This is a genomic window from Gordonia sp. LMA167 (genome assembly GCF_058130025.1).
The window spans coordinates 129,991-154,785 of sequence record NZ_CM176708.1; the positions used below are offsets into that span (position 1 = coordinate 129,991).

Genomic DNA, 24,795 nt, shown 5'->3' on the forward strand with positions numbered 1-24,795 from the left:
AGCCTCAGATGTTGCCCGCGCAGAGGTCGGCGGTCGTCAGGTTGGGATCGGGCAGCTCCTCCTTGGTGAAGCCGAACTTACCGACGATCGACAGGTACTTGTCCGGGTCCGACGTGATCTTCTTCAGCTCGGCGTTATACGCCTCGAGGAGGTCTTTGTCGTTGGTGCGGAACACGGTACCGCCCGCGCCCACCTGCGGTTTCCCGTCGATGACGGCGACAAACGACGGCGTGACGTCGACCGGCGCGTCGGGGTTGTTGTTCTTCATCCAGTTCAGCGAGATCCCGGTCAACGCGAACACGTCCGCTCGGCCCGAGGTGACTGCATCCATCCCGTCCTGCGGCGTCGCGACCTGCATGTTGTTGATGCCGAGGCTCTTCGCGTAGTCAGACTCGATGGCGCCGGTCATGGTGGCCAGTCGAGCTCCGCTGTCGGCGACCGACTGCATGTTCGTGAGGTTCTTCGGGTTGCCGGTGGGCACCATCAGCGCGGTCGTGTAATTGAACTCGGGGTCGCTGAACGCCGCCTGCTTGCACCGTTCCGGAAGGATCGACATCCCGGCGCTGACCACGTCGAAGCGGTTTGCCTGCAAACCCGGGATGAGCGCTCCGAAGTCGGCGTTGACACCCTCGACGTTGTCGATGCCGAGTTGTTTGAAGATCTCGCGGTGCAGGGCCACGGTCGCACCGGTCAGCTGTCCGTTCTCCTCGAAGGAATACGGCGCCTCACCTGCGAACCCGACCGTGACCGTCCCTTTGTCCTGCAACTGCTGGAGCAGACTCGAATCACTGTCCGAGTCGGTCGACGAACAAGCCGCGAGACTTGCGGCCACCAGGGCGGCACACGCGAACGTACTCACCGATCGCCGGTGGACGAACCTCTTGACCAATGACAATGCCATGAACTCAGCCTTCCGGGAAACAGCCGGAACGCGCGCCGAGAAGACCGCAGTCATGTACTGCGGCCACCGGGCCAACGCCCAACTTCTCCGATTAGATCGCTTTCTGCGCTTGTGAACCTAACACGGATCACAGGCTGCGCTCAGGAGACCCTCAAGGTGCGCCTACCGTCGTCGACGCCAAAATGGCTTATTACCTGGGGTTTTCATCATAGGATGAGCACGCCGTCAAAATTCTTCGACAGCACAATACAAGTCCAGTTGCATATCGCGAAACAGTTTGTGTGGACATCGAATTCATCTGTGCTTCGTGAGGCTCCGAGCAGCCCCCGGCGCCTGAGGAGGTCCGGAGCGCTAGCGGAGGACCGCACCCACCGCTCCCTGAGCTGAGGAGGTCCGGAGCGCCAGCGGAGGACCGCACCCACCGCTCCCTGAGCTGAGGAGGTCCGGAGCGCCAGCGGAGGACCGCACCCACCGCTCCCTGAGCTGAGGAGGTCCGGAGCGCCAGCGGAGGACCGCACCCACCGCTCCCTGAGGAGGTCCGGAGCGCTAGCGGAGGACCGTCACGAAGGGGCGCCCTTCGTGACGCATCCTCGCAAGCTCGGAGGCTCCTCAGGGAGCGGGTGGTGACGCATCCTCGCAAGCTCGGAGGCTCCTCAGCCTGGATCTTTCATGTTTGTTTGGGGTGTTCGGCGTGGGAAATGCGAAAGTGCCTACCTGGCAAGGGATTATTGAATCTCCACAACACAATAATTCCTGGCAGAAAGGCACTTCGCAGGTGAAGCATAACCGCTATCCCCGTCTGGTTGTCGATGATCAACGCCGCGAGTCGCTGACGAGTTCGTCGGGGGCGTTGCTGCTGCGTGACGCGGCGCAGGTCGCGGGCCTGGACGAGGCGTTATCGGCGGCGTTGGCGCCGTGGACCTCGCCGCGGGCCACCCATGATCCGGGCCTGATGCTGCTGGATCTGGCGATCGCGTTGGCTCTGGGCGGTGACTGCGCGGCCGACGTGGCGATCGTGCGAGCCCAACCCGACCTGTTCGGGCCGGTGGCCTCGGATGCGACGTTCTCCCGGCTGATCAGCGTGTTGGCCGACGACCTGAGCACGGCGCTACCGGCGATCCGCGCCGCGCGTGCCGCGGCCCGCACCCGGGTATGGACGCGGGCGCGCCCGCTGGCCGGAACACCCGGCACCCGCGATGGGGGGCAGGTGATCGTCGATCTCGACGCCACCACCATCGGTGCGCATTCACTCAAAGAACACGCCCAACTGACCTACAAACGCCAGTTCGGGCATTCCCCGATGTGCGCGTTCGTCGATCACGGCCAGTACGGCACCGGCGAACCACTGATCATCGATCTACGCCGCGGCGGCGCCTCCCCACAAGGCGCCGACCTGCACATCAACACCACGACCGCCGCGCTGGCCCAACTGCCCGCCGCCGAACGCCCCCAGGTGCTGCTCCGCACCGACGCCGGCGGCTGTTCCAAAAAATTCCTCAGGTTCCTGCGCGCCGAGAAACTCGCGTACTCGATCGGGTTCACCCTCTACGACAACGTCAAAACCGCCATCGCCGCGCTGCCCGAGCAGGCCTGGCGCGATGCGTTCAACGGTGACGAACAACCCCGCAACGGCGCCCAGGTCGCCGAGCTCACCGACCTGATCGTCCCCGCCGCCGACCCCACCGACCCCTGGCCGGCCGGGATGCGCGTCATCGTGCGCCGCGAATACCCCGACCCCGGCGCCCAACTACGCCTGACCGACATCGACGGCCGCCGCTACACTGCGTTCGCCACCAACACCCGCGGCACCGGCTGGACCCTGCCGGTCCTGGAACTACGCCACCGCCAACGCGCCCGCGCCGAAGACCGCATCCGCAACCTCAAAGACACCGGCATGGCCAACCTGCCCTTCCACGAGTTCACCAAAAACCAGATCTGGCTCGAAATCGTCTGCCTGGCCGCCGAACTCTTGGCCTGGACCCAAACCCTATGCTGGCCCGAACACCACCCCGCGCGCCTCTTCGAACCCAAACGCATGCGCCTATGCATCCTCGCCGTGGCCGGACGCACCATCCACACCGGCCGACGCCACCTGCTACGACTACCCCGCGGCTGGCCCTACAACGACCTCATCTACCAGGGCTACACCGCCCTGCACGCCGCCTGACACACCACACAGCAGCCCCTGCCCCTCAACCCAGGACCCGAAGAACCGGCGAACACCAGCGCCGGCGATCACCCACACCCACACCACACCAACCCCACACCCAGCCGCCGAAACCCCCAACCCACCACCACATGAAAGATCGAGGCTCAGGGACCGAGTGGTGACGCATCCTCGCAAGCTCGGAGGCTCCTCAGGGACCGAGTGGTGACGCATCCTCGCAAGCTCGGAGGCTCCTCAGGGAGCGGGTGGGGACGCTCGCAGGCTCGGAGGCTCCTCAGGGAGCGGGTGGGGACGCTCGCAAGCTCGGAGGCTCCTCAGGGGGCGGGAGGGGACGCCCGCAAGCTCGGAGGCTCCTCAGGGACCGAGTGATGACGCTCAGGGAGCGGCCCTCCGCTCGCAAGCTCGCTCCCCAGCCTCACGGATCGCGTGAGTTCGGTCGATCGTCCCGCGTTTCGGCCGGCATCGTGTGAGGATCGTGGGAGTGTCCCCGACGCGCTCGTCCGAACCAGCATCCGCGATCACCCCTGCCCTGCGAGCGGTCACCGACGAATCCGACTCCATCGCCGAGGACCCGCGGTATCTGTCGGAGCAACTGCTCACCTATCTCGGCAACAAGCGGTCGCTGCTCGGCCTGATCGACGCGGCCGCCGACACCGTGCACGCCCGGCTCGGTCGGAAGCTGACCGTCCTGGATGCGTTCTCCGGCAGCGGCGCGGTGTCGCGGCTGCTGAAGTCCCGAGCCGAGCTGGTGATCGCCAACGACCTCGAGTCCTATGCGCGGGTGATGAGCGAGTGCTTCCTCACGAACCGACGAGACGTCGACCTCGCCGATGTCACAACGCTTGTCGACGAACTCAACGCCGAGGTCGACGGCGGACATTCGGTAAACGGATTCATCGAGGAGCTCTACGCGCCCCGCGACGACACGAACATCCGGCCGGGTGAACGGGTCTTCTTCACACGTGACAACGCCCGACGCCTCGACGCCTACGCCACGCTGATCGATCGGGTCGACGACCGTATGCGGCCATTCCTGTTGGCGCCGTTACTCTCCCAGGCATCGGTCCACGCCAACACGTCGGGCGTGTTCAAGGGCTTCTACAAGGACAAACAAACCGGGATCGGGCGGTTCGGGGGCGCGCACCAGGATGCACTGCTGCGCATCCTGGGCACCATTCGCCTGGCCCCGCCGGTCCTCAGTCGCCATGACAGCGCCAAGCGAGTCCTTCAGATGGACGCCAACGCGCTGCCCGATCACGTCGGCCCGGTGGATCTCGCCTATCTCGACCCCCCGTACAACCAACATCCGTACGGTTCCAACTACTTCATGCTGAACCTGCTGACGCACCACCAGCGGCCCTCATCGATCAGCCCGGTGTCCGGCATCCCCGTCGACTGGAATCGCTCGCGCTACAACGTTCGACGCGAATCCGCCGATCTCCTACGCGATCTCGTCACCGGACTCGATGCCTGCTTCCTGCTCGTCTCGTTCAACGACGAGGGGTTCATCGCACCCGAAGAGATGTCGGACATCCTCGAGTCCGTCGGTACGGTCACCGAATTCCGTGCACGCTACAACGCCTTTCGTGGCAGCCGAAATCTGCGCGGACGCGGCACGCACGTGACCGAGCATCTCTATCTGGTCGAAAAACGTTGAAGCAGAGCATGTTCAACGTCCCTTCATCCCGGTGACACCGTCGATGAACAGGTCGACACCGACTCGGAAGTACTCGTCCTCGTCGTCGCAGCGCACCATCTCGTCGGCGACGCTCTTGAGGTGCGGGAAGCGGTCGTCCGGTAGAGCCAGCAGCGCCGCGAGCTTGTGGCGGCGCATCTCGTCGCGATCGGCCGCCGGCAGGGTGAGCTCGGCGCCCGGGATACCGATCACCAGGGTCACCGCGGTCAGCAGGGCGTTGCGGGCCACCGCGACGGCCGCGGCGGGCGTATAGCCGGCGTCGAGGAGGTGCGCGAGGGTCTTCTCGGTCAGATCCCGACCGGTCTCGCACTGCATGATCCGCCCCGGTACGAGTTGGGCGGCCGACGGATGCCTGCGCAGCGATTCGATCAGCGCCGCCAGGATCTGCCGGATGTACTCCTCGCCGGCCAGGTCCGCGTCGGGCGCGACCACGGTCTCGATGAGCCGATCACCAAGGGCCGCGCGCATCTCGTCCTTGTTCTTGAAATGCCAGTACAGCGCCATCGGCGTGACCCCGAACTCCTGCGCCATGCGCCGCACACTCACCGCGTCCAAGCCCTCGACGTCGGCGATGTCGAGGGCCCGATCGACCACGGCGTCGCGGTTCAACCGCACCTCGTCGACCTTCTTACCTGCTGTTTTCGCACCCACGCTTGACAACTATACACCGTAAGAGTTCTCCTATATGGCGTACATATACGGTGTACATTTGCTTCGTATAGGAGTCCTCATGTCCGACCGTCCGTCCATGACCCGTCGGCAGCGCCTGGCGTTGCTGTCGGTGTCCCTGGCCACCTTCATGACCTACCTCGACAACAACATCGTCAACGTCGCCATCCCCGACATCCAGCGGGAACTGAACCTCGACACCGCGGGCCTCGAATGGGTCGTCAGCGCGTACATCCTGACGTTCTCGGCGCTGATGCTCATGGGCGGTCGGCTCGCCGACCTGCTGGGCCGCCGACGCATGCTGCTCGGCGGCCTCGCCGTGTTCAGTGCGTCGTCGCTCGTCGCCGGACTCGCCGGGTCCGCCGAGATGCTCATCGCCGCACGCGCCGTCCAGGGCGTCGGCGCCGCGATGATCACGCCCACCACCCTGGCCATCATCTCGGCCACCTTCGCCGACACCCGGGCCCGCAACGCGGCCGTCGCGGTGTGGGGCTCGGTCGGCGCCGTGTCCGTCGCCCTCGGACCACTGCTCGGCGGTGTCTTCACCCAGTACGTTTCGTGGGGGTGGATCTTCTTCGTCAACGTGCCCTTCGGCATCATCACCGCCGTGCTGGCGCTGATGGCCGTCGACGAATCACGGGCCTCGGCCTCCGACGGCATCGATCTGCCGGGCCTGTCGTTGTCGGTCGTGGGGCTGACCGCCCTGACCTTCGCGCTCATCCAGGGGCACGATCTCGGCTGGACGTCGTGGCCGATCGTCACGGCCTTCGCGATCGCCGCGGGTGCGATCGTCGGGTTCGTGCGCGTCGAGCAGCGCAGCCGTGCGCCGATGGTCGACCTCGCCCTGTTCCGTCGGCGCGTCTACGCCGGTGGGCTCATTGCACTGATGCTCTTTGCCTTCGGGCTGTTCGGGATCTACTTCTTCACGTCGCTGTATGTGCAAGGGGTGCTGGGCTTCTCCCCGACCATGGCCGGGGCCGCATTCCTGCCGATGGCGCTGTGCATGGTCGCCGGAGCGGCGATGTCGGATCGTCTCGCCGAACGTTTCGGAGCCCATCGCACCGTGTCGTCGGCGCTGGTGTTGATGGGCGCGGGCATCAGTTCGGTGTTCTTCCTCGGCGAGAACACAGGATTCGCCGGGCTGATGCCGAGTTTCGTCGTCATCGGCATGGGTGGCGGTCTGACGATCTCGCTCACCGCGACCGTCCTCTCTCAGATGCCCGCCGAGCAGGCAGGTGTCGGTTCGGGCGTGTTCAACGCGAGTCGGGAGGTCGCGGCGCTGCTGGGCATCACCGTGCTCGGCGCCATCCTGACCGCTCGGCAGCAATCGTCGCTCCGGGCCGGGACATTTCCGCCCGAGGCCTTCCTCGACGGATTCCATCTGGCCGTGGCGATCGGGGGACTGCTGGTCGCATCCGGTGGTGTCGTCGCGTGGTTTGCCCTGCGCCCGGCCACCATTCGGCGCCCGGCGCCGATCCCGGCCGTCGGGCCCGTGGCGGTGTCCTGAGGCGACCGTTCGGCATTCGCCCGACGTTCGGCGACAGGTCTGCCAGAATCCTTGCGTGCGCATCGGAATGACGATGCCGGTGATGGAGCCGGCGTTGGACGCAGACCTGCTCCGCTCCTGGGCGCGAGCCATCGACGACGGCCCGTTCTCCTCCCTGTGCTGGGGAGAACGGATCGCCTTCGACAATCCGGACTGCCTCACGCTGCTCGGCGCGTTGTCGGCGTGGACCGAGCGGGTGCGGCTGGTCACCACGGTGGTGGTGCCGCAACTGCACGATCCGGTGATGCTGGCGAAGGCGTTGGCCACCGGTGACATGCTCAGCGGCGGACGGCTCGTCGTGGGACTCGGGGTCGGAGGTCGGCATGAGGACTACCACGCGGTCGGAGCGGACCCATCGACTCAGACGATGCGCACGCTCGCCGAGCGCGCCGAGATCATGCGGCGGGTGTGGGCCGGAGAGAAGATCACCGAATCGGTTCTGCCGGTCGGTCCCCGACCGCACCGGGCGGGCGGCCCGGAGCTACATGTCGGGACGATGGGACCGAAGACGATCCGCAGCGCGGCGACCTGGGCGGACGGCGTCGCCGGGGTGACGCTCGACCTGGACGCGGGCAAACAGCGCGAACTGTTCGACGTCGCACGTGAGGCCTGGGCCGCGGCCGGCAGACCTGCTCCCCACCTCGCGACGTCGTTCTGGTTCGCGCTCGGTTCCGGCGCCGCGCCGCGCGAGCAGGTCCACCGGCATCTCCGCCACTACATGAACTGGATTCCGGCCGACTTCGTCGACGCCATCGCACCGACGACGGGGTGGGCGGGCACCGACGAGGAGCTGGTGGCCACGCTCGCACGGTTCGCCGAGATCGGCACCGACGAGGTACAGCTCATTCCGACGAGTTCGGACCCCGATCAGCTGCGTCGCGCTGCCGAGGTGGCCGCCGAATTCGATTGACCGTCGTCGCCGTTGCCCACAGCCGATACGGCGTCGGTCGCCGATGCGTCGGCCATCGATCCGTCGGTCGCCGACTCGTCGGTCATCGATGCGTCGATGGCCAGCAGCAGCTCGGGATCGACGCCGCGTAGGACCGCCATCGTCGCGGCGACCGCCAGTTCGCAGGCCGCGTCGATGCCGGCCCGGTCGACGATGAGCGCACGATAGGCGACGTCGAGGCTGATCCCGATCAACAACGAGGCGAGAGTGTCCGCGCTGGCCCCGATCCGGGCGCCACCGGTCGCATAGTTTTCGCGGAGTCGAGCGGCCACACTCGGTTCCAGTGTTTTGTAGAGCCGCCTACCCGGGTCCTCGGCCTCCTGCCGGTGTCCGAGCAGGATCCGAAATCCTTCGGGATTGCGGCGCGCGTACTCGAAGGTCGCCTCCACCGAATGCCGGGCACGCGCCCCGTACTGCATGTCTGCGCCCACGTCGTAGGCCGCCGACATCCACTCGGTGAACTCGGCGAGTTCACGCTCCACCAACTGCTCCACCAACGCATCCCGCGAACCGAAATGTGCATACAGGGTGACCCGCGTGGTGCCGCCACGCTCGGCGATCATGTCCATCGTCGACCGCTGCACCCCGACCTCCGCGATCACCGACCGCGCGGCGTCGAGGAGTTGTTCATCGGTCGGTCGGTTCCGGGTGTTCCGCGGCCGGGAACGCCGGCGCGAGCCATCGGCTCGTGCGGATTTCGTCACACTGATCTCCTGATGTCACGTCGCGGTCTCCGATCGTGTGGATCGGCGACGATTACCGCCCCCCGACGCACTACAGTCCACAGGACCGGATTCACCCAGTCGACCGAAGTAAGCGGCCTCGACGGTGTCGCGACGCTGCATGAGGTCACGTGCCGAGCCCTTGAGCGCAACTCTACCGTGATGCAACACGACCGCGGTGTCGGCGATCCCGAGCGCCAGGTCGATGTGCTGTTCCACCAGGACGACCGCCATGTTCTGCTGGTCGGCGATCGTGCGCAGCCGCGGTAGGAGGTCCTGCACCGCGACCGGCGACAGGCCGAGGCTGAGTTCGTCGATCAGCAGCACCGACGGCCTGGTCAGCAGCGCCTTGGCCAGCGCCAGCATCTGCTGCTCGCCGCCCGACAGGTTCCCGCATCGGCGGCCACGCAGGTCCCGCAGGCGCGGGAAGTGTTCGTAGACCTCGTCGATATCGCCACCGCCCTTGCGCCTGGCGAGCCGGAGATTGTCCGTCACCGACAGGCGGTGAAAGAGTCCGCGGTTGTCGGGCACGAGGGTGACACCGCGGCGGGCGTTGCGTTCGACGTGCTCATCGATCGGCCGACCCAGGGCGGTGATGCGTCCGGACATGACCGGCAGGGCCCCGACCGCCGCGAGCAGCGTGGTGGTCTTCCCGGCTCCGTTCGGCCCGAGCATCGCGCAGATCTCGCCCGGCCGGATGTCCATGGACAGCTCACGCACGGCCGGCACACCGAAGTGACCCACCGTCACCGCGTCGAACGACAGGACCGGTGCGACGTCGGCGGCATCGGTGCCCGGATCGTCGGTGACCGTCGGATGCGACATCACGCTTCCCCTTCTGGTGCAGTGACCGGCGCGTGGCCGGGTGGTTCGGTCGTACCGGAGTCGTCGGTGGCGGGATCCGCGTGCACGTCGGGACTGCCGAGGTAGGCCGCGACCACCGCCGGGTCGTCCCGGATCTCCGCGGGTGGGCCGGACGCGATCACCCGACCGAAGTCCAGGACGTACAGGCGGTCGCACACGTCGAGGACCAGGGACATGTCGTGATCGATGAGCAGGATGCCGATGCCGGTGCCCGCGATCCGGCGCAGTTCGCCACCGAAGTCCCGGCTCTCGTGGGTGTCGAGGCCGGCCGCGGGTTCATCGAGCAGCACCAGACCGGTGTCGCCGACGATTGCCCGGGCCACGCCGACCAGCTTCTGCTGGCCCAGCGTCAGCTCATCCGGCAGGCGGTCGGCGACCTCGGTCAGACCCACCACATCGAGCGCCTTCTCCACGACCCCGGCCGGTGGCCGCGACCCGGTGAACACATCGGAGATCAACGCGCGCAACCCGACCCGTTGGACGGCGACGGCGAGGTTCTGCGCCACGGTCAGATCGGCGAACAGTTCACCGGCCTGCCAGGTCCGCGCCATCCCGGCCCGGCGACGGCGGTGGGGCCCGGCGCGGTCGATCCGTTCCCCGTTGAGCACCACTTCCCCGGTCGATCGGGTGAAGCCGGTGACCGCGTCGACGAAGGTCGTCTTCCCGGCACCGTTGGGTCCGATCAGACCGACGATCTCCCCCACCCCGACGGTGATGTCGATGTCGGCGTTGGCGGTCACACCCCCGTACCGGACCGAGAGTCCGCGGGTGCGGAGCAGCGGTTGCGCTGTCGCTGTGCTGGTGGCGGTCTCAGACATTGAACCCTGCTTTCGTGGTCGTCGGTGCGACGAGTGCTGCCGACGCCGCACCGTTCGCGCCGTCGGATCGTCGATGTGCCATCAGCCGATCACGCAGCTCCGCCATCGCCCCGGCCACCCCGACCGGATTGAGGACGGCCATCAGCAGCAGGCCTCCGGCCGCGATGATCTCGTAGTACTCACCGAGATTCAGGGTCTGGTTGAGGAACACGTAGCCGACGCCCAGAGGTCCGATGACCCCGGCCAGGAAGGCGCCCGACACCGAGGTGATGCCGCCGACATAGGTCATCGCGAGCAACACGAGGCCCACCATCACCGTGAACGACCCGGCGGACAGTTGTCCTCGGCTGTAACCGATCAGGCAGCCCCCGATGCCCGCGAGAAACGCCGAGAGCGCGAACCCGAGGAGCTTGGTGGAGGCGACGTTGATCCCCACCGACGACGCGGCCCGCTCGTTGGAACGCACGGCCAGGAACGCGCGGCCGGTGGACCCGGCCATGAACCGCATCACCGCCAGTGTCGCGATCGCCACGACCACGAGCACCATCATCGCGAATCGCACCGTGACCAGATTCGTTCCATCGCGGACGCCGAAGTCGATCCCGAACAGGCTCGGGTCGGCGATCATGTTGCCCTCGTATGCGGTGATCTCCGGGTTGTTGAAGACGAATCCCTGGATCGCGATCGCCGCGGCGAGCGTGACGACGGCCAGTTGTGCACCACGGATACGCAGAGCCGGAACACCCACGAGGATGCCGAGAGCGGTGGCGACGAGCGCGGCGAAGAGCATGCTGAACGGGAAGGGCACATGCCAGTTCACCGTGAGCTTCGACAGCGCGAAACCGGCCGTCCCGGCAAATGCCATGGACGCCAACGAGATCTGCCCGAGATAGCCGGTCAACAAGACCAGCGACAGGGCGATCAGCGACAAGATGATCGACGTCACCACGCCGAATCGCCAGGTGCCGGAGGTGAGCAGGATCGCGGCGACCGCGACCGCCAGCACGCCGACGGTCGGGATGGGCCGGAGCCGCGGGATGCGCACCGCAGGCATCTTGACCTCACCGATGGCGCCGCGCGAGGGGATCCGTCCGCCCATGAGGAACAGGGCGATCACGATGACGACGAAGGGTACCGCCTCGCCCAGTCCGGCCTGCGCCCACTGCGGCCACCAGTCCTTGGTGGTCAGCCAGGTGATGACCGCCTGAAACGATCCGAGGAACAGTCCTCCGGCACAGGCGATTCCGAAGGAGGTGAGCCGACCCAGCAGAGCGACCGCGAGGGCGGGGATGACGAAGAAGGTGTAGCTGGTGACGGTCAACCCGATGGTGAAGGCCGCGAGGATGACGATCAACCCGGTCGCGGCACCGGTCAGCACCCACACGATGGCCGCCAGCCGGTCCGGCGAATAGCCGGCCAGTCGAGCAGCCAGTTCGTCCTCGGCACCGGCGCGTGTCGCCACGCCGGAGGTCGTGAGACGGAAGTACGCCCAGAAGATGGCGGCGATGGCGATCGCGATGCCGGCCAGGATCAGGTCAGACACATTGACGACCGCCCCGGCGAACTCCACCGTCTTGTCCGGCAGGACCGCGAGAGCGAGCAGATCCTCGGTGTGAAAGCGCAACTGGACCAAGGCCTGGACGAACAGCATCAGACCGACCGAGGCGACCACCTGGGCCAGGATGGGAGCTCTGCGCAGGGGCCGGAACACCAGGAGATGGGCCACGATCGCCCACACGATCGCGGTCACGACACCGAGGACGATCGCGAGTCCCATCGGTGTCGGATTGTCGGCATCCCCCAGCGGGATGGTCCCGATCGGCAGGACGAGACTCCCGTCGGTCCGCAGTGCCGCGACGGCGTACACCGCCCAGAGACCGAAGGCACCCTGAGCGAAGTTGATGATCCCGGTCGCCGCATAGACACCCACCAACGAGGATGCGAGAACCGCGTACACGGCGCCGGTCGACAGACCGAGGAAGACGAATTGCAGGAACTGACCCATGCCTGAACCAATCGATCAAGCGCGCCCGAGGCACGCGGTATGGCAGATGGTGTGCCGGGCCGGGCGGGCGCGCAGCGGCGCCCGCCCGATCCGAGTCGAAACCCTGGCGGCGGTCCTACGCGGCGCCCGGGATGAGCTGGAGGACTGCAGGATTCGGCGTGATGAACCCTCCACCCACCGGCTCGGTCTTCTTGTCTCCGGTCACCTCGAACAGCAGCATCTCGGTGGTGCAGTTCGGCGTCGTCGGCTTGCCGCACGTCAGCTTCGGTCCGAGGAAGCTCTGGAAGTCGCTCAGGCCCTTGAGTGCGGTGAGGATGTTCGCTCCGGTGAAGTCCGTGACCTTGGCCTGATTGAGACCGTTTGCCATGTCCACCAGGATCGAGAACGTGCCGTAGGCGAAGAAGTCGCCGGTGCCGTTCTGATCATCGATGAACTTCTCGGCCACCTTCAGGTTCGACTTGGCCGGCTCCGGTGCCGAATCGATGGCCGGCGGCTGCCAGCCGGGGGAATACGTCTGCGCACCAACGGCTTGCGATCCCATGGTGTCGATGAACTCGGTGCAGGCCGCCATGAACATGATGCCCTTGTAGCCGACCGAGCGCAGCGACTGCGACAGCTTGGTGCAGGTGTTGTCATTGGGCGATGTCATCAGTCCCGCAGCATCCGGGTTGCCCTCGGCGAGCGTGGTGGCCAGCGCGGTGAAGTTCGGACCGGTCGGCGGGTAGTAGACGCTCTTGACCTCGATACCCAGCTGCTTGCCGAGCGGTGCGAGCAATCCGTCGAAGACCTGATGTGCCTGCGGCAGATCGGCATTGGCGAGCGTGAGGGACGTCTTGCCCGCCGCCTTGAGCGACTGCATGAACCCGACGAGGAACGCCGCGGGCGGAGGGCCGAAGTACACCCGGTTGTCCGCCTTGGCCCCGGTCGCCGTGTTGAACGGGATCTGGCCGATCATCGGGATGCCGGCAGACGTCAGAATCGGCATCGCGGAGAGCGATTCCGAGTTGTACCCGTCGACGGCGGCGGCCACGCCGGCCTGGACGAACTGGTTGGCGCAGGCGATCGTGGACTCCGGCGCGGTCTGATCGATACCGCAGTCGGTGATCTCGATCGGACGGCCGTTGATGCCACCCATCTGATTGTTGATGTAGTTGATGGCGGCGTCCTTGCCGGTGCTCACACCCGGCTGCGGAGCCGGCCCCTTGGATGGGTCGAAGAGCCCGATCTTGATCGGATCGCCGCTGGCCTTGACGCCACTCGCGTCCACGGCTCCGCTGCTGCCGCTCGATCCGCTGTCGTCGCCGCTGCTACACGACACGACAGAGAAAACACATGCCGCTGCCACGGCAGCCGCGAGGACGCGACCAGTTCTCCTACGCATACTCACATGCCTTTCCCGCCGATCCCGGGCACGACAAACCAGCCCGGGAGGGCCTACGAGTTCCAGGGTTGTGCGTCGGACCACCGGTGGTGATCCGCGGACCCGATCAGGATTGTTGTGATCTGGGCCACTCGAAAAGTAGCCCCTGCCTTACACCCGTGTCAAGCTGTTTGGTGAAGCCAAATGCTTTGTGCGCGAAAGTCACCCATGATCGAGGTGGGTCAACCGTCCAGAATCGAGCGCAGATTGTCACAATGCGACAACGACCGTCGTCACATTTTCGGACCACGTGGCGCCCCCGGTTTCCGCGCGAGATCCGGGTGACAGGGGAAGCAGAACCGAACGCTAGTCGCCGTAGCGCTCGGCCGCGTAACGATCCATCGCGGCGCGTTCGTCGGCGTGATTCGGATAGCCGAAGAACACCACGATCGCACCGATACAGACGACGATGATCGCCGCGCCGTACGCACGGGTATCCCCGTCCACGAACGCATCTCGGGCCGCGGCCATGATCTGTTCGGCGTACTGCGGGTATCGCTGCCCCAGTACCTCGGCGCTGGAGAACGACTTGGTCAGCGCGGCCTCGGTCTGACTGCTGACCTGGTCGGCGTTCGGCGACGACGCGATGGACGCCGACAGGGTCTTCGCGTACCCCGCCGTGAGGATGGCACCGAGCAACGACTGCATCACGGCGCCACCGAGATCGCGTTGCAGATCCGACATGCTCGAGGCCATGCCGGCCCGTTCCACGGGCACCGAACCGGTCAACGAGTGCGATGCGGGTGTGCCGGCAAAGCCCACCCCGACACCGATGAAGAAGTACGCGGCGATGACGGCCCACATGGATGTGCCCTCATCCCAGGTGAAAAACGCCACCGCGAGACCGGCGACGATGAACACGTAGCCGACCAGCAGGGTGAAACGCGCTCCCTTGGCCTCGACGAGTTTCGCCGATCGCGGCGCCACCACGACCATGGCCAGCGCGGCCGGGACGATCATCGAGCCGGCCTCGAGGGTCGAGTAGCCCAGGACATTCTGGAGGAACTGCTGACCGACGAACATCGCGCCCATGAGCGTGCCGAAGACGATGAGGCCGCCGACCGCCGCCACCCAGAACGTGCGACGGCGAGCGATCCGTAGGTCGAACAGCGGAATCCGGACCCGGAGCTGACGGACCACGAACGCCACCGCGGCCAGGAACGCGACCGCGGTCAGCACCAGAACCGCGGTGAGCATGTCGCCGAGCGGGGCGAAGTTGAGCGCGAGGACGGTCGCACCGACCAGCAGGATCGACAGGACGCCGCCGAGGTTGTCGACGACCGCCCGGGTGTCTCCGTCGTCGTTGGGGACCAACCACGTCGCGGCGACGAGCGCGATGACCGCCAGCGGCAGGGTCACCAGGAACACCGAATGCCAGTCGAACACCTCCAGCAATCCGCCCGACAACACCGGCCCGGAGGCCGAGATGGCTGCGCCCAAGGCCGACCACGCGGCAATCGCCTTGGTGCGCTTGGCCCCCGACCACAGCGCGGTGATCACCGCGAGCGTGGTGGGGAACGCGAGGCCCGCCGAGATGCCGCCGACAACCCGCGCCCCGAACAACACCTCGAAGTTGGGTGCGGTCCCGGCGACCAACGACGCCGGGATCGACAGGGACATACCGATGACCAACAGCTTCTTGCGGCCGTATCGGTCGCCGAGCGCTCCGAAGTAGAGCACCGACGCCGCCAGACCCAACGAGTAGGCGACCGCGATCAGATTGAGCTGGGTCGAGCTGGCGTCCAGGTCCTCGCCGATGTCGGGCAGCGCGACATTCGCCACGGCGAGGTTGATGTTGGCGACCCCGGCGACGAGGACGAGTGCCGTGAGTACCCACGGGGCGCGAGCCGGTGCGGTTCCGTCGTCTACATCTGCAGCTGTCGCTGTCACGCGTTGAGCGTATTACGCAGCCGCGGTCAAGGCAGGGGACCTGAAAATTCGACGTTCCACACACCCTCCGGAGTGTCTTTCGCGCCGTGGGGTCCACTGCCCCATGACTGCCCATAGGATTCTGATCGGGAAGGCATGTCGGACCTCCCGGCGAACCGTCACGGTATCGGATCGGCTGCGAGGCAGTCGCTTACCAAAGCTAACGATCGCCCGGGTATCGGCCGACGTCCGGCAATGGCCGCGGGCCCGACCGAATGACGGTCTGCCGAGTTGCGGAAGACCCCGAAGAGAAAGGCTGCGACGGTGCCGGTCCTCATTCCCGATTCGCAACGACGCACCCTCGACGAACTCGTCGACCGACTCGACTTCGCCGCCGGCGATCGCGTGTCCAAACAATCCGCATTCTGGATCATGCTGACGCTCTCCGGGATCATCGCCGTCTCCGGCATCGTCGCGGACAGTACGGCGACGGTGATCGGCGCGATGATCGTCGCACCGTTGTCCACACCGATCCTCGGCATCGGTCTGGGTATCGCCACGAGTCGGGCCAAGCTCGTGCTGACCAGTGTCGCGTACGTGCTCATCGGTGTCGTCTTGGTGACGGCGCTGGGCGTGATCATGTCCCAACTGTTGCCCAATCCCACCAACGTGCTGTCGAATTCGCAGGTGCTCGGCCGGACGTCGCCGACCCTCGTGGATCTGCTGGCCGCGATCGCGACCGGACTCGTCGGCGCCATCGCCATCACGCGCCGGGATGTCGGCGATGTGTTGCCGGGTGTGGCGATCGCGATCTCGCTGGTTCCACCTCTGGGTGTCGTCGGCGTGTGTCTCGGATCGGGTGCACCCTCGCTCGCCTTCGGGGCGTTGGTGTTGTTCGCGTCCAACGTGGTGGCGATGATCATCACGAGCGTCATCGTGTTGACCATCGGCCACTACGGACGTGAGGCCGCCGACGCCACCCTCGGTGGTCTGGCCAATCAGCGACCCCGGGTACGCGCCTACCTCGTCCTGGCTATCGCACTGGTCGTCGTCATCGTCCCGATGGTGGGCAACTCGCTGACCTCGCTGTGGTCCCGGCAGATCGCCACTGCGACCGACAACTGGTTGCAGAAGGCCGGTGATTCGTCGGCCGAGGTGACCGATGTGTCGTTCAGCGGCAACACCGTGACGGTGAGCGTACTCGCGCCGCAACAGCTGCCGCCCGTCGACGACCTACAGCACACCATCGACGATCTGGTGCCGTGGAACCCCGAAGTGGTGGTCGTGCACACCGTCGGTGGCCGAAAGATCGCCGACTGATCATCGGTTCGGGCACTTCGGGTGACTCCCGGCGCGCTTCTGGGATGGTAGAGATTGACCTGTGGGTGACCGAGCCGTCGTGCCACCTACGTCACTCGGACAACAGAAGAGGTGATCTCCGTGGGGAGTCCCCATGAGGCAAGTCAATCGGTGGCCGACGCCAACGCGCGTGCACAGGCCACCTTGCCCTTCGATGACACGCGCGACGTCGACGGCGCCGCGCAGGGGCTGATCGCAAAGCTCGAACCATCGATGATCACGGGTTCGAACGGCGACGCGGTCTGGGACTGCGACGAATTCGGATTCCTGGCCGAGGACTGCCCACCCACCGCGAACCCCAGCCTGTGGCGGCAGTCGAAACTGGTCGCGCAGCAGGGACTCTTCGAGGTCACCGAACGCGTCTATCAACTGCGCGGCCTGGATCTCTCGAACATGACAGTGATCGAGGGCGACACCGGGGTCATCGTCATCGACCCGCTCATCTCGGCGGAGACGGCAGCGGCCGGACTGCGGCTGTATCGCGAGCACCGTGGCGACCGACCCGTCAAGGCCGTCATCTACACGCATTCGCACATCGATCATTTCGGTGGCGTCAAGGGCGTGACCAGCCAAGAGGAGGTCGACGCCGGCGAGTGCGTGATCGTCGCACCGATCGGCATGGTCGAGCACGCGGTGGCCGAGAACGTGTACGCGGGCACGGCGATGGGCCGTCGGGCCGCCTACATGTACGGCGCCGCGCTGCCCCGCGGTCCGCAGGGCGCTGTCGGTGCCGGGCTGGGGCAGTCGACGTCGACGGGCACCGCCACGTTGATCCTGCCGACGCTCAACATCACGACGACCGGGCAGACCGAGACCATCGACGGCGTCACCATCGAGTTCCAGATGACACCGGGTACCGAGGCCCCGGCCGAGATGAACTTCTACTTCCCCCAGATGCGGGCACTGTGCATGGCGGAGAACGCGACTCACACATTGCACAATCTGCTGACCCTGCGCGGCGCTCTGGTTCGCGATCCGCACGTGTGGTCGAGGTATCTCACCGAAGCGATCAACATGTTCGCCGCGCGCTCGGATGTGCTGTTCGCGTCGCATCACTGGCCCACCTGGGGCACCGACGAACTCACCGAGTTCCTCGCGCTGCAGCGCGACCTCTATGGCTACCTGCACGACCAGACCCTGCGGCAGTTGAACAAGGGGAGAACAGGTCTGGAGATCGCGGAGGACATCCAACTGCCACCCGCACTGGAAAACGCCTGGCACACCCACGGTTACTACGGGTCGGTGAGCCACAACGTCAAAGCGATCTACCAGCGCTACATGGGCTGGTTCGACGGCAATCCCGCGCACCTGTGGGAGCACCCGCCGGTCGAGTCGGCCAAACGGCATGTCGACTTCATGGGTGGCCCCACCGAAGCGATCGCGAAGGCACGCAAGTCCTTCGACGACGGAGACTTTCGCTGGGTGGCGACCGTGCTGAACTACGTCATCTTCGCCGATCCGGACAACGAGGAGGCCAAGGAGCTACAGGCGGACACGCTCGAACAGCTCGGCTACGGTGCCGAGAACGGGACCTGGCGCAACTTCTTCCTGATGGGCGCCTACGAACTGCGCAACGGCCCCATCGGTACCCCCACCACCACTGCTGCCGCCGACATCGTCGGTGCCCTCTCGGTGGACCAGCTGTTCGACGCGGTCAGTCTGCGGGTCAACGCCCCGACGTGCTGGGACGCGCACATCATCATCGACTGGGTGCTCATCGGACTGGATCGACGACACCGCACCGAGTTACGCAACGGGCTGCTCGTCCACTACGACGTGTCCGACGATGCCACCATCGATGCAGCGGACGCGACATTCACGTTGAGCAAGCCGACGATGATGCAAATTCTATTGGGCCAACTCACCCTCGACGAGGCGACGAAGATCGGATCGCTGTCCGTCGACGGTGACGTCGATCGGTTCACCGAGCTGGTGAGTTACCTCGATGCGCCGGACCCGGATTTCACGATCGTGACACCGTGATCGGCTGACAGTGGCCCGGAACCGTCCGGTTCCGCGCCACTGTCAGCCGAGACCCGAGATCCCCTTGCCGATCAACACGACACCGATGACGAGGATCAACACCGCCATGACCGTCGAGTTGTTGGCCTCGAGCCACACCTTGAGCCGATCCAGCGGGTCGCGTAGTCGGTCCGCCGCAACCTGATATGCGACGACAGGGATCACGACAGTGGTCGCCGCGAGCAGGGTGAACACGATCACCAGCGCCGTGGTCGAACCCGCCGACAAACCGGCCGCCCCGATCGCCACACCGGCCGCGATACACATCATCAGGTTCTTCGGATTGATCGCGGCCAGTGCGAAACCCAGCCCCAGGGCCGTCGGCACCTTCATGTCGTCGATGGCGGCCATCCACTTCGGGGTCGAATGATCTGCGTTCCTCGACCGCCACTGACGAACGCCCACCCCGAGCAGCAGGATTCCCAGGACGAGCTTGATCCACGCACTCGCAGTCGATGACGAGTCACCCATCGACCCACCGAGCACTACGAAGATCGTGGTCGCGATCGCGATACCGGCGAGCCAGCCGATGGCGAATCCAATGCTGGTGGTCCGCGCGTGTCTGCCCAGCAGCATGAGGATCGCGCCGATGATCGGGATCGGTGAGATCGCGACACCGAGGGCCAGCGGCAACAGATCTCCGAGAACGACCAGCATGACATTCCCCCTTTACGCGACGACAACCGCCGTCAAGCAACCTACTCCGCCCCACGGCGGCGTGTTCCGCGAAACGCTTGCTGAGCGGTCCGTGCCGGATCCGTGCCTCGAGCCACATCGAGCGGCCGACGGTTCTAGGGTTGCGGTGTGGCTTTCGTGACCGGCAGGCTCAAGCGACCACACCTCCGGCTAGGTCGACCCCGCCCGGCTGACGCCATCTCCGGCCTCGTCACCGCCTTGTTCTCGATTCCCGAGGGCATGGCATATGCCAGCATCGGCGGCTTCAACCCGGTCAGCGGTCTGTACTCGGGCATGGTGTCGACGTTCGTGGGCTCGATGTTCGCTCGCACTGTGCTGATGGTGACCACGCTGACGAGCGCGATCGCGTTGTCGTCGAAAAGCGTGTTGAGCTCGGCCGGACTGGATCCGACCGACGTCGGCAACATCGCCATGCTCACCATCGCGGTCGGTGCGGTGATGTTGATCCTCGGGGCGCTGCGGGTCGGGGCCATCATGGATTTCGTCTCGAGCGCGGTGATGACCGGCTTCACGTTGGGAATCGCTGTGCAGATCGTCAGCGGCGTGTTGAAGGACGTCACCGGCTACAACCCGCCGTCGCACAACACGCTGGTCAAGTTCGTGGACGCGGGCGCACACATCTCCCAGTGGTCGTTGCCCGCGGTGCTCGTGTCGGTGGCGACGGTCGCCGTGTGGGCAGTTTTTCGCCTGATCAAGGCACTCGAGTCCTACGCGACACTCATTTCTCTCGTCGTCGTCACAGCGGTCTGTGCGATCGTCGACGTCGACGTGGAGTCCGTCGGCGACATCGCTGAGATCCCGAACAGCTTGCCGCCGGTGACGATGCCCGATCTCTCGAAGCTGCCCGAACTGATGCTCGGTGCGTTCGCGATCGCTCTCGTCGCGCTGGCTCAGGCCGCCGGGATCTCGGCTGCGGTACCCAATCCCGACAAATCGCGGGCGAGCGCCTCGGGCGACTTCGCGGCACAGGGCGCCGCAAACGTCGTCGGCGGTTTCTTCGGTTCGCTGGCCACGGGCGGATCGCTCTCGCGGACCGGGGTGGCGGTGTCGGCGGGCGCCAAGACCAGGTGGGCCGGGATCTTCGCCGGCGCCTGGCTTCTCGTGCTGGTGCTGCTGGCCGGTTCGGCCGCGCAGATCATCCCGATGGCCGTCATCGGCGGACTGCTGTTCGTGATCGGGTTCGAGCTGATCGCCGGACGCTGGGACGACGTCATGCTGGTGTGGCGCACCGCCCCGCTGAGCGCCGCAGCGATGGTGATCACCTTCATCGCCACCACCCAGATCCCGTTGCAGGACGCCATTCTCGCCGGCGCCGCCATCTCGCTGGTGCTCTACTGTGTGCAGGCGGCGCGGTCTGCTCGGCTCATCCAACTGACACGCACCGACACGGGGTGGGAGACGCATGATCCGCCGGAGATCCTGCCCGCCGATCAGGTTACGGTGCTGCACTATTCGGGAGTGTCGCTGTTCGCCGAGGTACCCCGCATCTCGGGCCAGTGGCCAACGTCGGCCGACACCAGTACGCACTGCGTGCTGATCCTCAGTATGCGAACACTGCCGGGCGTCCCTTCGGCGACCGTGCAGAAACTCCTGCGCGGTGCGGCCACGGACATCGTCGACAAAGGCGGACGATTCATGATCGCGGGCGTGACCGACGACCTCTATCACGGTCTGCGCCGAAGCGGCCTCGTCGACATCATGGGTGACGAGAACATCTTCCGCGCCACCGACATCATCTTCGAATCCCTCGATCACGCCCATGCCGAGGCGACGAGATGGCTGTCGGATCGCGCCAAGGAGTGACGAGAGTCAGATGCAGATGGACACGTTCACCGGGCCGATCGGAATGTTCGCACAGATGCGTAACGAGCCGAACGGACTCGCCACCTCGTGTGGCTGAAGGGGATCGGCACCGGCCGCCGGTGCGGTCAGCACACCGACAGACGCGGCGACAGCCACACCCGCCAAGGCAAGAGACAGTCTGCGCTTCATCGTTTCCCCCTCCGTCGATGACTGCGGTGCACCGCCACCGAGCAGTCGTGTGCCGGATATTACCCTCGACAGCCGACGCGCTCATCCGGCCGATCACGCCGACGTGTGTTTTCGTTTTCGGGTGAGCACCACCCATCTCGGCCAGATCTTCCATGTGTCCGGTCGGCCCACTGTGAGCGAAGCCGACGAGGCACTGGTCTGGATTCCCGATGGCGCCCTCGTCGTCGACGACGCCGGGACGATCGTCTATTGCGGTCCGCGCGATGCTCGTCCGTCGAGCGGACCCGACGACATCGTCCGTGACCACGGCGACAGCTATCTCATCCCGGGTTTCGTCGACACCCACATCCACTTCCCGCAGACCTACTCGGTGGACGCCTACGGCGGCGGGCAGCTGCTGGAGTGGCTGGACACCTGCATCTTCCCCGCCGAGGCCCGCCTGGCCGATCCGGCGTTCGCCGCGCAGATCGCTCGGGATTTCACCGCGCGACGAGTGGCTGTCGGGACCACCGCGGCGATGGTGTTCGGGTCGGCCTTCCCCCACGCGCAGGACGCACTGTTCAGCGAAACCCGTCGGGTGGGGCTGCGTCTGGTCAGCGGCCGCGGCATCCAGACCGCCGGCGGTCCGTCGGCGACGCCGTTGCTCACATCCGAGCGAGATGCGATCGACCTCACCGCAGCCGAGATAGACCGTTGGCATGGGGCCGATTCCGCGTCGGCGGAAACCGCCTTGCTGCACGCGGCGATCGTGCCGAGATTCTCGCTGTCGATCACCACCCACACCCTGGCCGCACTGGGCGAACTCTACGAGGATGTGCGGGACCGCGGTGTCTACGTGCACACCCATCTCAACGAGAACAACCGTCCGGGCACCGGCGAGATCGACATGGTGAAAGCCACTTTCGGCACCGAGACATATCTCGACACCTACGACGGACGCTTTCTGCCCGGAAGCCGCACCGGCGGCAGCAGTCTGTTGGGTCGCCGCACGATCATGGCTCACGCGGTGCACTGCACCGACGCCGAACTCGCCCGGATGGCCGAGACGGGAACGTCGATCGCCCACTGCCCGGTCTCGCAACTGTTTCTCGGGTCCGGCACCATGCCGTGGCGACGGACCGTCGCCGCCGGTGTCACGGTGGCGGCCGGCACCGATGTGGGGGCAGGTGACGAGTGGCTGATCTCGCGAGTGTTGTCCGACGCGTTCAAGGTTCATCTGAGCGAGTCCGGCGACTCGAGCGTCGCGATGCATCCGGCCGAGCTCCTGTTCACCGGGACGCTGGCCGGTGCGCGCGCCCTCGACATGGAAGACCGTTTCGGCAACTTCGATGTCGGCAAGGAAGCCGATTTACTGGTGATCCGGCCCGACCGGTGGGCGCCGCTGGAATCGATGCTGACCCATGGCATCCGTGCCGATGATGAGATCACCGCCCGCGATCAGACCCTTTTCGCACTGTTGATGGGCCTACGCGAACCCGCCATCGCCGAGGTCTATGTCCGCGGAAGCCGGGTGACCATCTGACGTCGCCGAGAGAACCCGAAAAACCGCCGACGGAACCCGGAATCGCGTCGAGAGAACCCAGAATCGTGTCGAGAGAATCGCTGGCATTCGCGGTCCGTCAGTTCGCGGGTTCTGTCGGCGAGGTTTGGGGTTCCGTCGGCGGGATCTGGGGTTCTGTCGGCGAGGTTTGGGGTTCTGTCGGCGGGATCTGGGGTTCCGTCGGCGAGGTTTCAGGTTCTGTCGGCGAGATCTGGGGTTCCGTCGGCGGGATCAGGGGTTCCGTCGGCGAGGTTTCAGGTTCTGTCGGCGAGATCTGGGGTTCTGTCGGCGAGATCTGGGGTTCCGTCGGCGGGATTTCGGGTTCTGTCGGCGAGATCTGGGGTTCTGTCGGCGAGGTGCGGACTACTCCGAGATGCGCAGGCCGTCCCACTCGTGGTCGTGCATGAACCCCTCGGCCAACCCGACGTTGTACTTCATGCAGCTGCGCAGGATGCCCAGGTAGGCGATCGGCAGCATCACCGCCGGGCGCTGATCCCCGGCACAGGTGATCACGTCGCTTGACCGACGGAAATCGCGGAAGAACTGACGCATGCTCCGATCCCGCCGCGACGCCTTGCGCCATCCGTAGAGCAACATCCCCAGGCCGATCATCTTGTCGGCGTCGGCGGGCGGCGTGATGAGCTCGTCGTTCTCCCCGAAGAACGCCCGGTCCACCCCGTCGTCCGGCTCGAACATCATGATCCCGCTGGTGGCCCGCGGGTTGCATTCGATGCAGAACAGGCCGCGCTCGGGGTCCTCGATGAAGTCGAAGCCGACCTGCCCGGTGAAGTTCATCTCCGCCACGAACTTCGAGATCCATTCGAAGATCCCGTCGTGGTGCACCGACTTGAAGTTCAGGCACGAGCTCCCGCCGATCGCATAGTCGACGGGATAGGTGGCGTGCGCATTGATCCGCCCCTCGCGCACGACCGAGTAGGTGCAGTAGTTGTTTCCCGACACCCATTCCTGCGCGATCCACGGATTCATCGGATCGAAGTCGACCCAGTCCATCGCGTCACCCGGATGCACTTTGTGCACCTTCTGTGAGCCCCTCGAATAGCACTCCTTGAGCGCGAACGGTGCATCGAAATCCAGCGTCGCCATATCCTCGGGGCCGCGCACCTGCGCGTACTTGAGGGTCGGGATCTGCATGTCGACGAGCAATTCCTGGAACTCGAACTTGTTGTGCAGCCGGTTCTCGGTTTCGAAATCGGAGAGAAACAGCTCACACTTCGGCGGGAAGATGTCGATCATCATCGAGAGGATGTCGGTTTCCTCATGGATCGGTATCACCATGTCGATGTGCTCGTCGGCGACGATCTTGGCCAGCGCGTGGCAGTACGCACGCGGCTCGAACTTCGGCGCGGGCACCTTGTGGAATCTGGTCGTGGCGTGCGAAAACCTCGTCACGCCGATCGGGATGCTGTCGACGATCGTGACCTTGTGCCCGCTCGCGGACATCAACCGTGCGAGTTCGAGAGTGAGGAACGATCTCCCGAAGGTGATCAGTACATGTCTGCTGCCGGAAGTGCCCACCGTGCCGAGTGTAGGAGAGGGTCG

18 protein-coding genes and 1 pseudogene are annotated in these 24,795 nt (G+C 65.8%); 8 read left to right on the forward strand and 11 right to left on the reverse strand.

Translation table 11 applies throughout. The features are described from left to right. Positions 1-4: 4 nt before the first annotated feature. Positions 5-901, reverse strand: a complete 897-nt coding sequence (ehuB, locus tag ACVT6V_RS00570; protein ID WP_489897887.1) for an ectoine/hydroxyectoine ABC transporter substrate-binding protein EhuB — start codon at positions 899-901, stop codon at positions 5-7. 775 nt (positions 902-1,676) lie between these two features. Between ehuB and ACVT6V_RS00575 the strand changes: the two genes are divergently transcribed. Continuing rightward, positions 1,677-3,068 carry an IS1380 family transposase gene (locus tag ACVT6V_RS00575; protein ID WP_489897037.1) on the forward strand — a complete coding sequence of 464 codons (1,392 nt, stop codon included), beginning with the start codon at positions 1,677-1,679 and terminating at the stop codon, positions 3,066-3,068. Between the two features lie 481 nt (positions 3,069-3,549). Then, positions 3,550-4,725 (forward strand): DNA adenine methylase, encoded by a 1,176-nt coding sequence (locus ACVT6V_RS00580; protein ID WP_489897888.1) that lies wholly within the window; start codon positions 3,550-3,552, stop codon positions 4,723-4,725. A gap of 12 nt (positions 4,726-4,737) precedes the next feature. On the opposite strand, the gene ACVT6V_RS00585 is transcribed toward ACVT6V_RS00580, so the two are convergent. After that, positions 4,738-5,415: a TetR family transcriptional regulator gene (locus ACVT6V_RS00585; RefSeq protein WP_489897889.1), complete on the reverse strand. Its 678-nt coding sequence runs from the start codon at positions 5,413-5,415 to the stop codon at positions 4,738-4,740. A gap of 79 nt (positions 5,416-5,494) precedes the next feature. On the opposite strand from ACVT6V_RS00585, the gene ACVT6V_RS00590 reads away from it, so the two are divergent. Together ACVT6V_RS00590 and ACVT6V_RS00595 are read left to right on the forward strand one after the other, a co-directional pair. Continuing rightward, positions 5,495-6,940 carry an MFS transporter gene (locus tag ACVT6V_RS00590; RefSeq protein WP_489897890.1) on the forward strand — a complete coding sequence of 482 codons (1,446 nt, stop codon included), beginning with the start codon at positions 5,495-5,497 and terminating at the stop codon, positions 6,938-6,940. A gap of 67 nt (positions 6,941-7,007) precedes the next feature. Then, positions 7,008-7,889 (forward strand): LLM class flavin-dependent oxidoreductase, encoded by an 882-nt coding sequence (locus ACVT6V_RS00595; RefSeq protein WP_489901078.1) that lies wholly within the window; start codon positions 7,008-7,010, stop codon positions 7,887-7,889. Between the two features lie 83 nt (positions 7,890-7,972). Here the strand turns inward: ACVT6V_RS00595 and ACVT6V_RS00600 are convergent. The 6 genes and pseudogenes from ACVT6V_RS00600 to ACVT6V_RS00625 all read right to left on the reverse strand — a co-directional run. Beyond that, positions 7,973-8,632: pseudogene (locus ACVT6V_RS00600) on the reverse strand (TetR/AcrR family transcriptional regulator); the annotation flags it as partial. Positions 8,633-8,647: 15 nt separating this feature from the next. Beyond that, positions 8,648-9,475 (reverse strand): ABC transporter ATP-binding protein, encoded by an 828-nt coding sequence (locus ACVT6V_RS00605; protein WP_489897891.1) that lies wholly within the window; start codon positions 9,473-9,475, stop codon positions 8,648-8,650. Beyond that, a complete protein-coding gene (locus ACVT6V_RS00610) occupies positions 9,475-10,332 on the reverse strand; it encodes an ABC transporter ATP-binding protein (protein WP_489897892.1) in 858 nt (285 codons plus the stop codon). Before ACVT6V_RS00610 ends, ACVT6V_RS00605 begins: the two co-directional genes overlap by 1 nt. Continuing rightward, complete coding sequence (locus ACVT6V_RS00615) at positions 10,325-12,337, reverse strand: ABC transporter permease (RefSeq protein WP_489897893.1); 2,013 nt, start codon at positions 12,335-12,337, stop codon at positions 10,325-10,327. The genes ACVT6V_RS00610 and ACVT6V_RS00615 overlap by 8 nt, the downstream gene beginning before the upstream one ends. A 115-nt stretch (positions 12,338-12,452) precedes the next feature. Next, positions 12,453-13,718, reverse strand: a complete 1,266-nt coding sequence (locus ACVT6V_RS00620) for an ABC transporter substrate-binding protein (RefSeq protein ID WP_489897894.1) — start codon at positions 13,716-13,718, stop codon at positions 12,453-12,455. Positions 13,719-14,063: 345 nt separating this feature from the next. Further along, entirely contained in the window at positions 14,064-15,647 is a 1,584-nt protein-coding gene (locus ACVT6V_RS00625; protein ID WP_489897895.1) for an MFS transporter, read from the reverse strand. Positions 15,648-15,950: 303 nt separating this feature from the next. Here ACVT6V_RS00625 and ACVT6V_RS00630 point away from each other — a divergent pair, with 303 nt between their 5' ends. Both ACVT6V_RS00630 and ACVT6V_RS00635 read left to right on the forward strand, forming a co-directional pair. Beyond that, positions 15,951-16,946 (forward strand): TIGR00341 family protein, encoded by a 996-nt coding sequence (locus ACVT6V_RS00630; protein ID WP_489897896.1) that lies wholly within the window; start codon positions 15,951-15,953, stop codon positions 16,944-16,946. Between the two features lie 120 nt (positions 16,947-17,066). Next, positions 17,067-18,968: an alkyl/aryl-sulfatase gene (locus ACVT6V_RS00635; RefSeq protein WP_489897897.1), complete on the forward strand. Its 1,902-nt coding sequence runs from the start codon at positions 17,067-17,069 to the stop codon at positions 18,966-18,968. 42 nt (positions 18,969-19,010) lie between these two features. Here the strand turns inward: ACVT6V_RS00635 and ACVT6V_RS00640 are convergent, their stop codons facing one another. Beyond that, positions 19,011-19,664: a GAP family protein gene (locus tag ACVT6V_RS00640; RefSeq protein ID WP_489897898.1), complete on the reverse strand. Its 654-nt coding sequence runs from the start codon at positions 19,662-19,664 to the stop codon at positions 19,011-19,013. 147 nt (positions 19,665-19,811) lie between these two features. Here ACVT6V_RS00640 and ACVT6V_RS00645 point away from each other — a divergent pair, with 147 nt between their 5' ends. Then, complete coding sequence (locus tag ACVT6V_RS00645) at positions 19,812-21,506, forward strand: SulP family inorganic anion transporter (protein ID WP_489897899.1); 1,695 nt, start codon at positions 19,812-19,814, stop codon at positions 21,504-21,506. Between the two features lie 6 nt (positions 21,507-21,512). On the opposite strand, the gene ACVT6V_RS00650 is transcribed toward ACVT6V_RS00645, so the two are convergent. Beyond that, positions 21,513-21,695, reverse strand: a complete 183-nt coding sequence (locus tag ACVT6V_RS00650; protein WP_489897900.1) for a hypothetical protein — start codon at positions 21,693-21,695, stop codon at positions 21,513-21,515. A gap of 121 nt (positions 21,696-21,816) precedes the next feature. Between ACVT6V_RS00650 and ACVT6V_RS00655 the strand changes: the two genes are divergently transcribed. Beyond that, positions 21,817-23,217, forward strand: coding sequence for an amidohydrolase family protein (locus tag ACVT6V_RS00655; RefSeq protein WP_489897901.1), 1,401 nt, complete (start codon positions 21,817-21,819; stop codon positions 23,215-23,217). 381 nt (positions 23,218-23,598) lie between these two features. Here ACVT6V_RS00655 and ACVT6V_RS00660 read toward each other — a convergent pair whose 3' ends face one another. Next, positions 23,599-24,771 (reverse strand): ATP-grasp domain-containing protein, encoded by a 1,173-nt coding sequence (locus tag ACVT6V_RS00660; RefSeq protein WP_489897902.1) that lies wholly within the window; start codon positions 24,769-24,771, stop codon positions 23,599-23,601. Positions 24,772-24,795 lie beyond the last annotated feature (24 nt).

Coding starts and splice junctions, on each gene's coding strand:
- ACVT6V_RS00615 (WP_489897893.1), bottom strand. CDS start 12,337: ATGGGTCAGTTCCTGCAATTCGTCTTCCTCGGTCTGTCGACCGGCGCC.
- ACVT6V_RS00650 (WP_489897900.1), bottom strand. CDS start 21,695: ATGAAGCGCAGACTGTCTCTTGCCTTGGCGGGTGTGGCTGTCGCCGCG.
- ACVT6V_RS00640 (WP_489897898.1), bottom strand. CDS start 19,664: ATGCTGGTCGTTCTCGGAGATCTGTTGCCGCTGGCCCTCGGTGTCGCG.
- ACVT6V_RS00605 (WP_489897891.1), bottom strand. CDS start 9,475: ATGTCGCATCCGACGGTCACCGACGATCCGGGCACCGATGCCGCCGAC.
- ehuB (WP_489897887.1), bottom strand. CDS start 901: ATGGCATTGTCATTGGTCAAGAGGTTCGTCCACCGGCGATCGGTGAGT.
- ACVT6V_RS00620 (WP_489897894.1), bottom strand. CDS start 13,718: ATGCGTAGGAGAACTGGTCGCGTCCTCGCGGCTGCCGTGGCAGCGGCA.
- ACVT6V_RS00590 (WP_489897890.1), top strand. CDS start 5,495: ATGTCCGACCGTCCGTCCATGACCCGTCGGCAGCGCCTGGCGTTGCTG.
- ACVT6V_RS00595 (WP_489901078.1), top strand. CDS start 7,008: ATGACGATGCCGGTGATGGAGCCGGCGTTGGACGCAGACCTGCTCCGC.
- ACVT6V_RS00610 (WP_489897892.1), bottom strand. CDS start 10,332: ATGTCTGAGACCGCCACCAGCACAGCGACAGCGCAACCGCTGCTCCGC.